Annotated in this window: 11 protein-coding genes; 10 read left to right on the top strand and 1 reads right to left on the bottom strand. The window is 62.9% G+C overall.

What is annotated here, in order from left to right:
- Nucleotides 1-8: 8 nt before the first annotated feature.
- From HU767_RS20710 to HU767_RS20680, 7 genes are all read left to right on the top strand, one after another.
- Complete coding sequence (locus tag HU767_RS20710) at nucleotides 9-1,523, top strand: TolC family protein (protein WP_186730353.1); 1,515 nt, start codon at nucleotides 9-11, stop codon at nucleotides 1,521-1,523.
- A gap of 15 nt (nucleotides 1,524-1,538) precedes the next feature.
- Nucleotides 1,539-2,324 carry an aspartyl/asparaginyl beta-hydroxylase domain-containing protein gene (locus tag HU767_RS20705; protein ID WP_186709508.1) on the top strand — a complete coding sequence of 262 codons (786 nt, stop codon included), beginning with the start codon at nucleotides 1,539-1,541 and terminating at the stop codon, nucleotides 2,322-2,324.
- Entirely contained in the window at nucleotides 2,312-3,253 is a 942-nt protein-coding gene (locus tag HU767_RS20700; protein WP_186709450.1) for a sulfotransferase family protein, read from the top strand. The genes HU767_RS20705 and HU767_RS20700 overlap by 13 nt, the downstream gene beginning before the upstream one ends.
- A 198-nt stretch (nucleotides 3,254-3,451) precedes the next feature.
- Nucleotides 3,452-3,697, top strand: a complete 246-nt coding sequence (locus HU767_RS20695) for a DUF2789 domain-containing protein (RefSeq protein ID WP_186709449.1) — start codon at nucleotides 3,452-3,454, stop codon at nucleotides 3,695-3,697.
- A 209-nt stretch (nucleotides 3,698-3,906) separates the two neighbouring features.
- The gene (locus HU767_RS20690) at nucleotides 3,907-4,488 is read left to right on the top strand and encodes an alpha/beta hydrolase (RefSeq protein WP_186709448.1); all 582 of its coding nucleotides are present in this window, start codon (nucleotides 3,907-3,909) and stop codon (nucleotides 4,486-4,488) included.
- A gap of 47 nt (nucleotides 4,489-4,535) precedes the next feature.
- Nucleotides 4,536-5,471, top strand: coding sequence for a sigma 54-interacting transcriptional regulator (locus tag HU767_RS20685; RefSeq protein ID WP_186709447.1), 936 nt, complete (start codon nucleotides 4,536-4,538; stop codon nucleotides 5,469-5,471).
- Nucleotides 5,472-5,749: 278 nt separating this feature from the next.
- A complete protein-coding gene (locus tag HU767_RS20680; RefSeq protein ID WP_186709445.1) occupies nucleotides 5,750-6,532 on the top strand; it encodes a MetQ/NlpA family ABC transporter substrate-binding protein in 783 nt (260 codons plus the stop codon).
- A gap of 501 nt (nucleotides 6,533-7,033) precedes the next feature.
- Here the strand turns inward: HU767_RS20680 and HU767_RS20675 are convergent.
- On the bottom strand, nucleotides 7,034-8,194 hold the full coding sequence (locus tag HU767_RS20675; RefSeq protein ID WP_186730352.1) for an AAA family ATPase: 1,161 nt from the start codon (nucleotides 8,192-8,194) through the stop codon (nucleotides 7,034-7,036).
- Between the two features lie 240 nt (nucleotides 8,195-8,434).
- Between HU767_RS20675 and HU767_RS20670 the strand changes: the two genes are divergently transcribed.
- The 3 genes from HU767_RS20670 to HU767_RS20660 are packed head-to-tail and all read left to right on the top strand — an operon-like array spanning nucleotide 8,435 to nucleotide 13,643.
- Complete coding sequence (locus HU767_RS20670) at nucleotides 8,435-9,538, top strand: efflux RND transporter periplasmic adaptor subunit (RefSeq protein ID WP_186709441.1); 1,104 nt, start codon at nucleotides 8,435-8,437, stop codon at nucleotides 9,536-9,538.
- Nucleotides 9,535-10,599 carry an efflux RND transporter periplasmic adaptor subunit gene (locus HU767_RS20665; RefSeq protein ID WP_186709439.1) on the top strand — a complete coding sequence of 355 codons (1,065 nt, stop codon included), beginning with the start codon at nucleotides 9,535-9,537 and terminating at the stop codon, nucleotides 10,597-10,599. Before HU767_RS20670 ends, HU767_RS20665 begins: the two co-directional genes overlap by 4 nt.
- Nucleotides 10,596-13,643, top strand: coding sequence for an efflux RND transporter permease subunit (locus HU767_RS20660; RefSeq protein ID WP_186730351.1), 3,048 nt, complete (start codon nucleotides 10,596-10,598; stop codon nucleotides 13,641-13,643). Before HU767_RS20665 ends, HU767_RS20660 begins: the two co-directional genes overlap by 4 nt.
- The last annotated feature ends 140 nt before the right edge of the window (nucleotides 13,644-13,783 follow it).

Raw genomic sequence — 13,783 nt, 5'->3', positions numbered from 1 at the left:
TCCAGGGAATGAATAGAAGTCAGAAGTTATTCGGTATGAGTGTGCTGGCGTTGGTGGTGAGTGGCTGTGCGGTCACCAGCGATCCGATCGAGCGTAGCGTCAGCGAACAGCGCGCTCGAACCGACCTGCAGAACATGTACAAGGACCAGGAGCCGCTGAGCGGCCCACTGACCCTGCACCAGGCCATGGCCCGTGCGGTGAAGTACAACCTCGAAGGTCGCTTGAAGATCATGGAGGAAGCCCTGGCCAAGCGTCAGCTGGACCTGGCCAGTTTCGACATGCTGCCGCGCATGGCCCTGGACGCCGGGTACGTGGGCCGTAACAACGTCAGTGCCTCCAGCAGCCAGAGCGTGGAAACCGGTACCCAGTCCCTCGAACCGTCGACCTCCCAGGACCGTGACCGTGAGGTGGCCGACCTGACCATGGTTTGGAACGTGCTCGATTTCGGCGTGAGCTACATCAGCGCCAAGCAAGCCGGGGACCAGCGGCTGATCGTGCAGGAGCGCCGGCGCAAGGTGATCAACACCATCGTCCAGGACGTGCGTTCGGCCTACTGGCGCGCCATGGCCGCCGAGCGCCTGCTCAAGCAGATCGACAGCCTGATGGCCCGGGTCGAGGCGGCACGTGACAACAGCCAGAGCATGAGCGAACAGCGCATCGGCGACCCGGTGCAAGCCCTGGGTTACCAGCGTTCGCTGATCCAGGCCACCCGCCAACTGGAAGAGCAACGCCGGGCGCTGTCCCTGGCCAAGACCGAACTGGCGACGCTGATCAACTTGCCCCTGGGCACCGAGCTGACCCTGGCGACCCAGGATGAATACACCATCCCGGAACTCAAGGTCGACCTGGCCCGTCTCGAACAGGAAGCCCTGGCCAGTCGTCCGGAATTGCGCGAGCAGGATTACCAGACCCGCATCACCGCTGCCGAAACCCGCAAGGCCATGTTACGCCTGCTGCCGGGGCTGGAGTTTTCCGCCGGCGGGCACTACGACAGCAACTCGTTTTTGGTGGAGCAGGGCTGGGCCGACTATGGCGTGAAAGTCACCTGGAACCTGTTCAACGTGATCTCCGCCCCGGCGGCCATCGACGTGGCCAAGGCCGGTGAAGAAGTGGCGTCGGCGCGCCGCCAGGCGATGTCGATTGCCGTGCTGGCGCAGCTGTACGTGGCCAATGCCAACTATCGTGAAGCCCTGCGCCAGTTCAAGACCAGCCAGCAACTGTCGGACATCGATGGGCAGATTGTCGGTCAATTGCGTAGCCGTCACCAGGCTGCCGGCATTGGCGAGTTGGACCTGATCCAGGGTGAACTGAACACCTTGCAGGCCGACCTGCGTCGGGACTTGGCTTATGCCGACCTGCGCAACGCCTACGGGCAGATCTTTGCCAGCGCCGGCCTCGATCCACTGCCGAACGAAGTGCAATCGACCGAGGTCCAGTCGATTGCCACGGCGCTGGCCAACCGCGAAGCGGCCTGGGCCCAGGGTGATATCACGCTGCCGAAGCCTGCCACGGTGACTCAATAACCGGGCGCAGCCATGATGATGCGCCCGGCGTTTTCCCGGCTGCCGGTGGCGGTGAACCTGCCGTTGCTGTTGCACGCACTGGCGGCCATTGACGACGCACGTTGGCAGGGGCACTTCAACAGCGCCTATCACAGCGGCGACTGGAGCGGCGTGGCGCTGATATCGGCGGCCGATGCCGTTACCGAACTGTCGCCCGGGCACGGTCAGCCCGTGCATCGCGCGCCTTGGACAGCGGACAGTCGCTGGCAAGAGGCATTGCATGACTGGCCCCTGGAGATCGTCTCGGCCCGGCTGCTGCGGTTGGGCCCCGGTGGGCGCATCCACGAGCATCGCGACTATGATCTGGGCGGGCCGGATGCTGATCTGCGCCTGCACGTGCCGCTGCTCAGCCCACCTGACGTGGATTTTTTCCTGGATGGACACATTATTCCGATGACGGCCGGCGAGTGCTGGTTTCTCGACCTGGCGCGGCCCCATCGCGTTGTGAATCGAAGTGCTCATTCGCGGGTTCACCTGGTGCTCGATTGTCGCCCCGGGCCGTGGCTGGCCCAGCAGATTGCCGATGGGCTACCCACCACACCCGCCGCGGGCGTCGGGCCAAGCGACTTTGTCCGTTTTCAGCAGCGCGTGGGAACGGATCCTCATCTCGCGCGAACCTTGCAGAACTTGCATGAGCTGGACGCTTTTTTTGACTCTGCCCTGGCACTGGGGGCCGAACAAGGGCTTCACTTCACCCGGGAGGAATTGCGGGCTGCGATGCGCACCGGTCGCCAGCAGTGGAGAAACCAGTGGAAGACCTGAATCTGCACGGCTGGTTGCCGATCAGCGTATGGCAAGAGGCCGGGCAGTGGCGGGTCGATTGGTGCTGGTTCGGCGACATGCGACTGTCACAGCCGTTCTTTGGAGATGCGGTGGAAGACGCCCTGCGCCTGCCCTTCAACCAGGCGTTCCGCCGCCAGACACCTTTGGAGGTGCTCGGTCAGTGGCAACGACAAAGCCCGGGCCTGGCGCCCAATGCGTTCATTTTCCATGCCTCCCGTTGCGGCTCGACATTGATCAGCCAGATGCTTGCCCAATTGGACCATCACATCGTCATTTCGGAACCACCGCCCCTGGATACGCTGCTGCGCAGTGATTTGCCGTTGCCCGAGCGGTGCGTGGCGCTCAAGGGCTTGATGTCGGCCTATGGGCAGCGCCGCCGAGGCGTGGAGCAACGGCTGGTGGTCAAGCTCGACGCCTGGAACATCGGTGAACTGCCGTTGTTGCGTGAGTGCTTTCCCGACACGCCCTGGTTGTTCGTGTACCGCGACCCCTTGGAAATCTCGGTCTCCCACCTGCGCCGTCCCGGCATGCACATGGTGCCGGGGATGATCGGGGCGACGGTCCTGGATGATGGATTGCCGTTCGCCGGCCAGGAAGATTTCATCCCGCGCCGGGTGGGACGGTTATTGGCGACCGGCTTGGACCACTGCCAGGCATTGGCTGGGATGGCGGTCAACTACACCGAACTGCCTGAGGCGATGACGGGCAGGCTGGCGGCGTTTTTCGGCCTCGATGAAGGGCAGTACAAACAAGTGTTCGCAGCGGTCGGGCAACATGCCAAGCAGCCGGCGCAGGTGTTTGTTGGCGACAGCGAGGACAAGCGCCGGGAGGCTTCGGCGCTGTTGCGTGAGCGGGTCCTGCGCTGGGCGCAGGAGCCTTACGAGGCGTTGAAGTCACTCTCTCCGTAGCGGATTCAAACCCGCTTTTGTGGCGAGGGAGCTTGCTCCCGCTCGGTTGCGCAGCAACCGCAAAGTCGTGGGGCCGCTTCGCCCGAAGCGTCGGACCGGCCCAGCGGGAGCAAGCCCCCTCGCCACGGTGTGCTCGGCTCCCAGGGACTAGACTGCAGGAATAGCGCCCAGCCATCCATTCATGCCCAGGAGTCCCGCATGGAAACCCCGATCCATACACTTCCCGCCCTGTTCAAACAACTCGGCCTGCCTGACGACGCCGTCAGCATCGATCAATTCATTGCCAGTCATTCGCCGCTCAAACCCGACCTGCGGCTTGCCGATGCGTTTTTCTGGAGCGAGAGCCAGCGGCAACTCCTGCGCGACGAAATCCTCGAGGATGCGGACTGGGCCGTGGTGGTGGATCAACTCGACGTGCTGTTGCGCAAGGGCCGCAGTGAGTGATGCACGAACCTGTGGGAGCGGGCTTGCTCGCGAATGCGTCGTGTCAGGCAACATCAGCGTCAACTGACCCACCGCTTTCGCGAGCAAGCCCGCTCCCACAGAGATACACGATTATTCTTTATTGTTATTAACAAATAGCTTCTTATTCCTTAAGTAATATACCTCTCCTCCCTATACTCGTCCGGGAACAGACACGCAGGAGAGCACCCATGCGCAACGAATCGATTCGCTACCTGATTGTGCCGGGCTGGCAAGGATCGCCGGAAAATCATTGGCAAACCCACTGGCAGAACAGCCTGCCCAACAGCGCCCGGGTCGAGCAGGCCGACTGGGTCACGCCCCGGCGTGAGGACTGGGTCGCGGCGCTGGCCGAGGCCGTGGCCGCCGACAGCACGCCGGTGATCCTGATTGCCCATAGCCTGGGCTGCATCACGGTGGCCCATTGGGCCGCCACCGCACCGGTGCACTTCCTGCGGCAGGTGCGGGGGGCGTTGCTGGTGGCGCCGGCGGATGTCGAGCGGCCGGCCTGCGTCCCGGCGCTGCGCAACTTCGCGCCGATTCCCAATGATCTGCTGCCGTTCCCAAGCCAAGTGGTCAGCTCCGACAACGACGCCGCCGTGAGCGCCCCGCGCGCCTTGGAGCTGGCCCGCAACTGGGGTGCCGAGGCCGGGATCCTGTCAGGGGCGGGGCATATCAATGTGAAGTCTGGCCACCAGCGTTGGGAGCAGGGTTTCGCTTACCTCTACCGTCTGCAAAACCGCATGGAGCATCACGCCCTGCGTCGCGCCTGAATTTTTAGCGCCCCCCGTCTCCCGGCGGCCTGGGGCGGGAGCCTGCCATGAGTTTGCATGAAACCTTCGGTCAGCCCTTGCTGACCTTTCCCGATGCGGAAAAAAGCCCCCTGAGCATTCGCGCCAAGGCGCTGGTGTTCGTCGATCCCCGTTCACGGCAGTTGCGCCAGGAATTGGAGCAATTGGCGCCCCGGGCGATTTCAGTGCTGATACGCGGCGAAACCGGTAGCGGCAAGGAACTGCTGGCCCGGCATATCCATCGCGAAAGCGATCGCGGCGGATTGTTTGTATCGGTCAATTGCGGCGCCATCAGCCCGACCTACGCCGACGCTGAACTGTTCGGCTATGCCGCCGGTAGCTACAGTGGTTCGGCCAGCAGCCGGGCCGGCTGGTTTGGTTCGGCCAACGGCGGCACTCTTTACCTGGATGAAATCGGCGACTTGCCGCTGCCGATCCAGATCAAGCTGCTGGCGGCCCTGGAGAACCATGAAGTCACCCGTGTCGGCGCTCATCAGCCCAGTCCGGTGGATGTCCGCCTGGTCGCGGCCACCAGCATCGACTTGGCGCAAGCGGTGGCGGCCGGGAAATTCCACGAACGGCTCTACCACTATCTGGGCGAAGGCCGGCTCGAACTGCCGGCCCTGCGCGAACGGGTGGGCGATATCCTGTCCCTGGCCGAATACTTCCTGGGCATCTACAGCCAGCGACTCGGCCTGGCCGTGCCGCTGATCAGTGAAGCCGCGCAACATGCCCTCGAACAGCACAGTTGGCCGGGCAATACCCGCGAACTGGAAAACGTCATTCATTTTGCGTTGCTGGTGAGCACGGGGGAGGAGATTTTGCCGGAGCATTTGAATCTGCCGTCCCAACCATCGGCCCTGGAGCTGATCGATCAGCAAGTGGCGCAGGTCATTGCCCAGGGGTCGGACGCCGAGCGTACAGCCCTCAAGGCGCTGCTCAATCAATTGAGCCAAACGCTCTAGACCGGATACCCACCTGTGGCGAGGGAGCTTGCTCCCGCTCGGTTGCGCAGCGATCGCAAAAATCTAGGGTCCGCTACGCGGCCCAGCGGGAGCAAGCTCCCTCGCCACAAAAGCGTCGTCTTGTATATGAATAAAATGAATATGAACTTGAATAAAAGATATTGTTAAGGAATAAAAAATATCGGTATTGTCCGCATCACGCCAGCGATAGCACTTCACTGGCACATCCACATTTAGCCGTCGTCCATGACGACCGTGATTTTCGATAAGGACACTGCATGAAAAAGGTTCTGTTGTTCACCGCATTGGCGGCAGCCCTGGCCTCGGGCCTGGCCCAGGCCGCGGAGAAGCTGGTCGTGGCCGCCACGCCAGTACCCCACGCGGAAATCCTCGAGCTGATCAAGCCGGCCCTGGCTAAAGAAGGCGTGGATTTGCAGATCAAGGTTTTCACCGACTACGTCCAACCCAACGTACAAGTCGACCAGAAACGCCTGGACGCCAACTACTTCCAGACCTTGCCCTACCTCAAGAGCTTCAACGAAGGCAAAGGCACCCACCTGGTGACGGTCATCGGCGTGCACGTCGAACCGTTTGGCGGCTACTCGAAAAAGGTCAAGAGCCTGGCTGAGCTGAAGGACGGCGCAACCATCGCCATCCCTAACGAAGGCAGCAACAGCGGCCGTGCGCTGATCCTGCTGCAGAAGGCTGGCCTGATCACACTCAAGGATCCGAAAAACGCCCTGGCGACGCCGAAGGACATTGCCGAGAACCCTAAGAACTTCAAGTTCAAGGAACTGGAATCGGCCATGCTGCCGCGTGTGTTGGATCAGGTCGACCTGGACATGATCAACACCAATTACGCCTTGGAAGCAGGTCTTAACCCGGCCAAGGACGCCTTGGTGATCGAAGGTGCGGATTCGCCTTACGTGAACTTCCTGGTGGCCCGTCCGGACAACAAGGACAGCCCGGCCATCCAGAAACTGGCCAAGGCCCTGACCAGCCCTGAAGTGAAGGCGTTCATCGAGAAGAAATACAGCGGCGCGGTACTGCCGGCGTTCTGATTCGCGCGGTTAACCCTGTTACGGTTTCAAACGTCGACGGCTGATACAGCGTCGGCGTTTTTTATGCTCGAAAGATTGCTTGGGTCAGGGACCGGATTACCTGTGGCGAGGGAGCTTGCTCCCGCTCGGCTGCGCAGCAGTCGCAAAACCCGCTAATGCGATCTACGTGAAGGACTGCTGGGGGCCTGCTACGCATGCCAGCGGGAGCAAGCTCCCTCGCCACAAGATCAAACGCGCAAATCAGGCCACCCTGGTCTTCAACGCCCGGCGCAACGCCACCAATAATTTCACTATTTCCTGCGGTTCCAGTCGTTGCGGCACTTTCACGTCAGCCATTTTTTTCTTCCTTGTAATGGTGAGGGGATGTCGAAAAGATCCTCCCTGCGGCGCAAGGAAAATAGTCGTCTTTGTCCTAACCGGCAAATCCGGGAACAGTTCTGTGCTCGCTGAAGGCCTACGGTGGGAGCGAGCTTGCTCGCGATTCAGTTGATCAGGCGCCATTCAATCCGGCCAATGCCACGCCGGCTCATCCAACGCCCGCTGCCCGACAATCCCAGTCTGTCCAAGGTCTTTTTCCAACACGATGCAATTGCACTGTTCATCCTGTTCCAACGCGGCAATCAGGCGCGAGGCATGGGACACCACCCAGACCTGGCAATTGGCCGAGGCACGGATGATCAACCGCGCCAGGGCCGGCAACAGGTCGGGGTGCAGGCTGGTTTCCGGTTCGTTGAGCACCATCAGCGAGGGCGGTCTGGGGGTGAGCAGGGCGGCCACCAGCAACAGATAGCGCAAGGTCCCGTCCGACAGTTCGGCGGCGGACAGCGGTCGCAGCAGGCCGTGCTGCTGGAACGCGATGGCGAAACGTCCGCCTTGCAGCTTATCGATGTGCAGTCGGGCGCCGGGGAACGCGTCACCGATGGCCGCATGCAAGGCCTCGACGTCACCGATTTCAAGAATTGTCTGCAGCGCGGCGGCCAGATCCCGCCCATCGTGATGCAGCACCGGCGTGCGGGTGCCCAGTTGTGGTTGGCGCACCGGGGCGTCGGCGTCGCTGCGAAAGTGATCGTAGAAGCGCCAGCGACGAATGAACTCGCGCATCTGCAGGACCTCCGGCGAAGCGCGCAGGCTGCCGACCTGGTCGAACAGGCTGTCGAAGGTGGGCGTGTGCTGGGCCAGTACATCCCATGAACGGCCTTCGCGGGCACGGATCATCGGCCCGTTGCGGTCCACCAGCAGGCTGGCCGGTCGAAACACCGGGCCGGCCCAGATGCATTCACGCTTGATTTCCGGGTCCAGGGAAAACGCTGAGCGACTGGGTGCAGGCAGGCCGAGGGCGATGGAGTAGCTGAAGTCTTCAGCGGCGAAGCCCAGGCGCAGGCGCTTGGTGCCCTGGCGCACAACCGCCTGGACCGGCACCTCACCGTTACGCATGCGGCGGCTGATTTCCTCCGGCCCGGCCCAGAAGGTCGAGTCCAGTCCGCCTTCCCGGGCCAGGGCGTTGACCACCCCGCCCTGGGCCGTTTCCGACAGCAGCCGAAGGGCGCGATACAGATTGGATTTGCCACTGCCGTTGGGCCCGGTGATCAGGTTCAGCCGGCCCAGGGGGATGACCAGTTTATTGATCGATCGATAGTTGGCCACCGCCAATGTCTTGAGCATGGGCAGACTCCTGCTGCGTGGGTTCGTAGGAGCTGTCGAGCGCAGCGAGGCTGCGATCTTTCCAAACCCCGTTGAGTCCCAAGTGAAAGATCAAAAGATCGCAGCCTCGCTTCGCTCGGTAGCTCCTACAAGAGGCGATCAGTTTGCCTGATTTGCCGTACCCGTTGTATTCGTGGAACCCTGTTCTAAGCTCACAGTCGTATCGTCACTGGTACGTCCGTACAACGCAAAGGAGTCTGCATGGCTGGTCCCGGAATCAAATTGATTGTTGGCTTGGGCGTGTGTGCGTTGTTGGCGGGGTGTGGTGACAAGAAGCCCGAAGAAAAGGCCCTGCCACGGGTTTTCGTGCAGCAGGCCGTGCCCAGCGAATACGCGGCCTCGGTGACCCTGACCGGCGATGTCCAGGCGCGGGTGCAGGCCGACCTGTCGTTTCGCGTGGGTGGCAAGATCATCGAGCGCAAGGTGGATGTCGGCGACCGGGTCTCGGCCCGGCAAGTGCTGGCCCGGCTCGATCCCCGGGACCTGCAGACCAACGTCGACTCCGCCCAAGCCCAGGTGGCCGCCGAGCAGGCGCGGGTCAAGCAGAGTGCGGCGGCATTCGTGCGCCAACAGAAGCTCCTGCCCAAGGGCTATACCAGCCAGAGCGAATACGACGCGGCCCAGGCCCAACTGCGCAGCAGCCAGAGTGCGCTGACCGCTGCCCAGGCCCAACTGGCCAACGCTCGCGAACAACTGAGCTACACCGCGCTGATTGCCGAAGCGCCGGGCATCATCACCGCGCGCCAGGCGGAAGTCGGCCAAGTGGTGCAGGCCACGGAGCCGATCTTCAGCCTGGCCCGGGACGGCGAACGCGACGCGGTGTTCAACATCTACGAGTCACTGTTGAGCGAACCGCCGTCTGACCCTGCGATCACCATCAGCCTGTTGGATAACCCCACCATCAAGACCACCGGCACGGTGCGCGAGATCACCCCGGCGGTGTCCGCCCAGACCGGCACCGTGCAGGTCAAGGTGACCCTCGATGAATTGCCCGAAGGCATGCGCTTGGGGTCGGTGGTCAGCGCCACGGCCAAGTCCGCCGGCAAGACCGCCTTCGAGTTGCCTTGGTCGGCCCTGACCAAGAACCTCAGTGAGCCGGCCGTGTGGCTGGTGGACGGCGACGGCAAGGCGCAGTTGCAGACGGTGACGGTCGGCCGCTACCTGACCGGCAAGGTCATCATCAGTGCGGGCCTCAAGGGAGGAGAGAAAATCGTCACCGCCGGTGGGCAGTTGCTGCACCCCGGCGTACGCGTCGAGATCGCTGAAAACACTTATGAAAAATCCACGCCGGGAGCCCAGCCATGAAGCGTGTGTGGATGGTCGCGGCCGGCCTCTTGCTGGCGGCCTGCTCCAAGGAAGAAGCACCGCCCGAACCGGTACGCCCGGTGTTGTCCGTTGAAGTCCGGGCCCTCGACCAGCAGGCCCTCGGGCGTTTCGCCGGGAATATCCAGGCGCGTTACGAGAGCAACGTCGGTTTCCGCGTGCCCGGACGCATTGCCAGCCGCAACGTCGATGTTGGCGCCGAAGTGAAGAAGGGCGACCTGCTCGCCACGCTCGACCCCACCGACCAGCAGAACCAGCTCCGCGCCGCCCAGGGTGATCTGGCGCGGATCGAGGCGCAGTACATAAATGCCCAGGCCAATGCCCGTCGCCAGCAGCAATTGTTCGACCGTGGTGTCGGCGCCCAGGCGCAACTGGACGTCGCCCAGACTGACCTGAAAACCACCGGGGCGTCCCTCGAACAGGCCCGGGCTTCGGTGGAGCAGGCCCGCGACCAACTCAACTACAGCCAATTGCACACGGACCACGACGCCGTCGTCACCGCCTGGAACGCCGAAGCCGGGCAGGTGGTCACCGCCGGCCAGCAAGTGGTGACCCTGGCCCGCCCAGATATCAAGGAAGCAGTGATCGACCTGCCGGCCGGGCTGGTCGAACGCTTGCCCACGGACGTGGTATTCGAGGTCGCCGCGCAATTGGACCCGAGCATCCACACCACCGCCATCGTCCGCGAGATCGAGCCCCAGGCCCAGAGCGCGACCCGCACCCGCCGCGCGCGCCTGACGCTGACCGACACACCGCCAGGTTTTCGCCTGGGCACGGCCATCAGCGTGACCCTGAGCTCGACCATCGAACCGCGCATCGAACTGCCGCTCAGCGCGCTGCAAGAAATCGACGGCAAGGCGCGCATCTGGCTGATCGACCCGCAAACGCAGACCGTCTCACCCCGTGAGGTACGGATTCTCGAGCGTTCGGCCAACTCGGTGCTGGTGGCCAACGGCATAAAGGCCGGCGACCGCGTGGTCAGCGCCGGCGTGCACAGTCTCCAGCCAGGACAGAAAGTGAAACTCGACGAGGACGCACGATGAAAGGGCCTTTCAACTTATCCGAATGGGCCCTGCGGCATCAGTCGTTCGTCTGGTACCTGATGTTCGTGGCGCTGTTGATGGGCGTGTTTTCGTACATGAACCTGGGTCGCGAGGAAGACCCGTCGTTCACCATCAAGACCATGATCATCCAGACCCGCTGGCCTGGCGCGACCCAGGAAGAAACCCTCAGGCAGGTCACCGACCGCATCGAGAAGAAACTCGAAGAGCTCGACTCCCTCGACTACGTCAAGAGCTACACCCGCCCGGGAGAGTCGACGGTGTTCGTGTACCTGCGCGATACCACCGGGGCCAAGGAAATCCCCGAGATCTGGTACCAGGTGCGCAAGAAGATCAACGACATTCGCGGCGACTTCCCCGAAGGCTTGCAAGGGCCTGGGTTCAATGATGAGTTCGGCGATGTCTACGGTTCGGTGTACGCCTTCACCGGCGACGGCCTGTCGATGCGCCAGTTGCGCGACTACGTGGAACAGGTGCGTGCCGAGATCCGCGAGGTACCGGGCCTGGGCAAGGTCGAGATGGTGGGCGAGCAGGACGAAGTGCTGTACCTGAACTTCTCCACGCGCAAACTCGCCGCCCTGGGCATCGACCAGCGCCAGGTGGTGCAGAGCCTGCAATCGCAGAATGCCGTGACCCCGGCCGGGGTGATCGATGCGGGACCGGAGCGGATTTCCGTACGTACGTCCGGGCAGTTCCAATCGGAAAAAGACCTGGCCAACGTCAACCTGCGACTCAATGACCGCTTCTATCGACTGGCCGACATCGCCGACATCCGTCGCGGCTATGTCGACCCCGCCACACCGATGTTCCGTTTCAACGGTACGCCGGCCATCGGCCTTGCCATCGCGATGAAGAAGGGTGGCAACATCCAGGACTTCGGCAAGGCGCTGCATGCGCGCATGAACGAGCTGACCGCCGACCTGCCGGTGGGCGTTGGCGTGCACACCGTGTCGGACCAGGCCGAAGTGGTGGAGGAGGCGGTCGGCGGCTTCACCAGTGCCCTGTTCGAGGCGGTGATCATCGTCCTGCTCGTCAGCTTCGTCAGCCTCGGCGTACGGGCCGGGCTGGTGGTGGCCTGTTCGATTCCGCTGGTGCTGGCGATGGTCTTCTTGTTCATGGAATACAGCGGCATCACCATGCAGCGGATTTCCCTCGGCGCGTTGATCATCGCCCTTGGCCTGCTGGTGGACGACGCGATGATCACCGTGGAAATGATGGTCACGCGCCTGGAAAAAGGCGACAGCAAGGATCAGGCCGCGACGTTCGCCTACACCTCGACGGCGTTTCCCATGCTCACCGGGACCCTGGTGACCGTGGCCGGTTTCGTGCCCATCGGCTTGAACGCCAGCTCCGCCGGTGAATACACCTTCACCCTGTTCGCGGTCATCGCCGTGGCGATGCTGGTGTCATGGATCGTCGCGGTGCTGTTTGCCCCGGTGATCGGCGTGCATATCCTCAGCGCTGACGTGAAACCCCACAGCGCCGAGCCGGGGCGGATCGGCCGGGCATTCAACGGCGGCCTGTTGTGGGCGATGCGCAATCGCTGGTGGGCCATCGGCATCACCGTGCTGCTGTTCGTGCTGGCGGTGTTTTGCATGCGTTTTGTGCAGAACCAGTTCTTCCCGTCCTCGGACCGGCCAGAAATCCTGGTGGACCTCAACCTGCCGCAAAACGCTTCGATGGACGAAACCCGCAAAGCCGTCGACCGCCTGGAGGCGACCCTCAAGGGCGACCCGGACATTGAGCGCTGGAGCACCTACATCGGCGAAGGCGCGATTCGTTTCTACCTGCCGCTGGACCAGCAGTTGCAGAACCCGTACTACGCGCAATTGGTGATCGTCAGCAAAGGCCTGGAGTCGCGCACGGCGCTGACCGAACGCCTGCAAAAGCGTCTGCGTGAGGATTTCGTCGGGATTGGCAGCTACGTCCAGGCCTTGGAAATGGGCCCGCCGGTGGGCCGGCCGATCCAATATCGGGTCAGCGGCAAGGACATCGACCTGGTGCGCAAGCATGCGATCGAACTGGCCACCGAACTGGACAAGAACTCGCACATTGGCGAAATCATCTACGACTGGAACGAGCCGGGCAAAGTGCTGCGCATCGACATCGCCCAGGACAAGGCGCGGCAATTGGGCTTGTCGTCCGATGATGTGGCGAGGCTGATGAACAGCATTGTCAGCGGCTCGCCGGTGACCCAGGTCAACGATGATATTTACTTGATCAACGTGGTCGGCCGTGCCGAGGATGCCGAGCGCGGTTCGCCGGAAACCCTGCAGAACCTGCAGATCGTCACCCCGAGTGGCACGTCGATTCCGTTGCTGGCGTTTGCCACGGTGCGCTATGAACTGGAGCAACCGCTGGTGTGGCGTCGTGACCGCAAGCCGACCATCACCATCAAGGCCGCGGTGCGCGACGAGATCCAGCCCACCGACCTGGTCAAGCAGTTGCAACCGGACATCGACAAGTTCGCCGCCGGCCTGCCGGTGGGCTACAAGGTCGCCACGGGCGGTACGGTGGAAGAAAGCAGCAAGGCCCAGGGGCCGATCGCCAGCGTCGTGCCGCTGATGCTGTTTTTGATGGCGACTTTCCTGATGATCCAGTTGCACAGCGTGCAGAAACTGTTCCTCGTGGCGAGCGTCGCGCCCCTCGGATTGATCGGCGTGGTGCTGGCGCTGGTGCCGACGGGCACGCCCATGGGCTTCGTGGCGATCCTCGGGATTCTCGCGCTGATCGGCATCATTATCCGTAACTCGGTGATCCTGGTGACTCAGATCGATGAGTACGAGCGTGACGGCTACGAACCCTGGGACGCGGTGGTGGAGGCCACCGAACACCGCCGCCGGCCGATCCTGCTCACGGCCGCCGCGGCGAGCCTGGGGATGATCCCGATTGCCCGGGAAGTGTTCTGGGGGCCGATGGCCTACGCGATGATCGGCGGGATTATCATCGCCACGTTGCTGACGCTGCTGTTCCTGCCGGCGTTGTATGTGGCCTGGTACAAGATCCGCGAGCCGAAGCGTGATTGACGCGGCCGCCTTCGCTGCCCTTGTGGCGAGGGAGCTTGCTCCCGCTCGGCTGCGCAGCAGTCGTGAACCGGTGGACTCGGTCTGCCTGAAGTTACTCATTGTCTGGGTTTGGGGCTGCTTCGCAGCCCAGCGGGAGCAAG

It is taken from the genome of Pseudomonas sp. SWRI179 (assembly GCF_014268705.1).
GTDB classification, from domain to species: Bacteria; Pseudomonadota; Gammaproteobacteria; order Pseudomonadales; family Pseudomonadaceae; genus Aquipseudomonas; species Aquipseudomonas zanjanensis.
Note: the sequence above shows the minus strand (reverse complement) of the source record. Positions and strands in the feature narration are given on the sequence as shown.

Bases quoted from the DNA above. Each gene is read 5' to 3' on its own strand.
- HU767_RS20675 (WP_186730352.1), bottom strand. From the start codon at position 8,194: ATGCTCAAGACATTGGCGGTGGCCAACTATCGATCGATCAATAAACTG.
- HU767_RS20660 (WP_186730351.1), top strand. From the start codon at position 10,596: ATGAAAGGGCCTTTCAACTTATCCGAATGGGCCCTGCGGCATCAGTCG.
- HU767_RS20685 (WP_186709447.1), top strand. From the start codon at position 4,536: ATGAGTTTGCATGAAACCTTCGGTCAGCCCTTGCTGACCTTTCCCGAT.
- HU767_RS20670 (WP_186709441.1), top strand. From the start codon at position 8,435: ATGGCTGGTCCCGGAATCAAATTGATTGTTGGCTTGGGCGTGTGTGCG.
- HU767_RS20710 (WP_186730353.1), top strand. From the start codon at position 9: ATGAATAGAAGTCAGAAGTTATTCGGTATGAGTGTGCTGGCGTTGGTG.
- HU767_RS20665 (WP_186709439.1), top strand. From the start codon at position 9,535: ATGAAGCGTGTGTGGATGGTCGCGGCCGGCCTCTTGCTGGCGGCCTGC.
- HU767_RS20695 (WP_186709449.1), top strand. From the start codon at position 3,452: ATGGAAACCCCGATCCATACACTTCCCGCCCTGTTCAAACAACTCGGC.
- HU767_RS20690 (WP_186709448.1), top strand. From the start codon at position 3,907: ATGCGCAACGAATCGATTCGCTACCTGATTGTGCCGGGCTGGCAAGGA.
- HU767_RS20680 (WP_186709445.1), top strand. From the start codon at position 5,750: ATGAAAAAGGTTCTGTTGTTCACCGCATTGGCGGCAGCCCTGGCCTCG.
- HU767_RS20705 (WP_186709508.1), top strand. From the start codon at position 1,539: ATGATGCGCCCGGCGTTTTCCCGGCTGCCGGTGGCGGTGAACCTGCCG.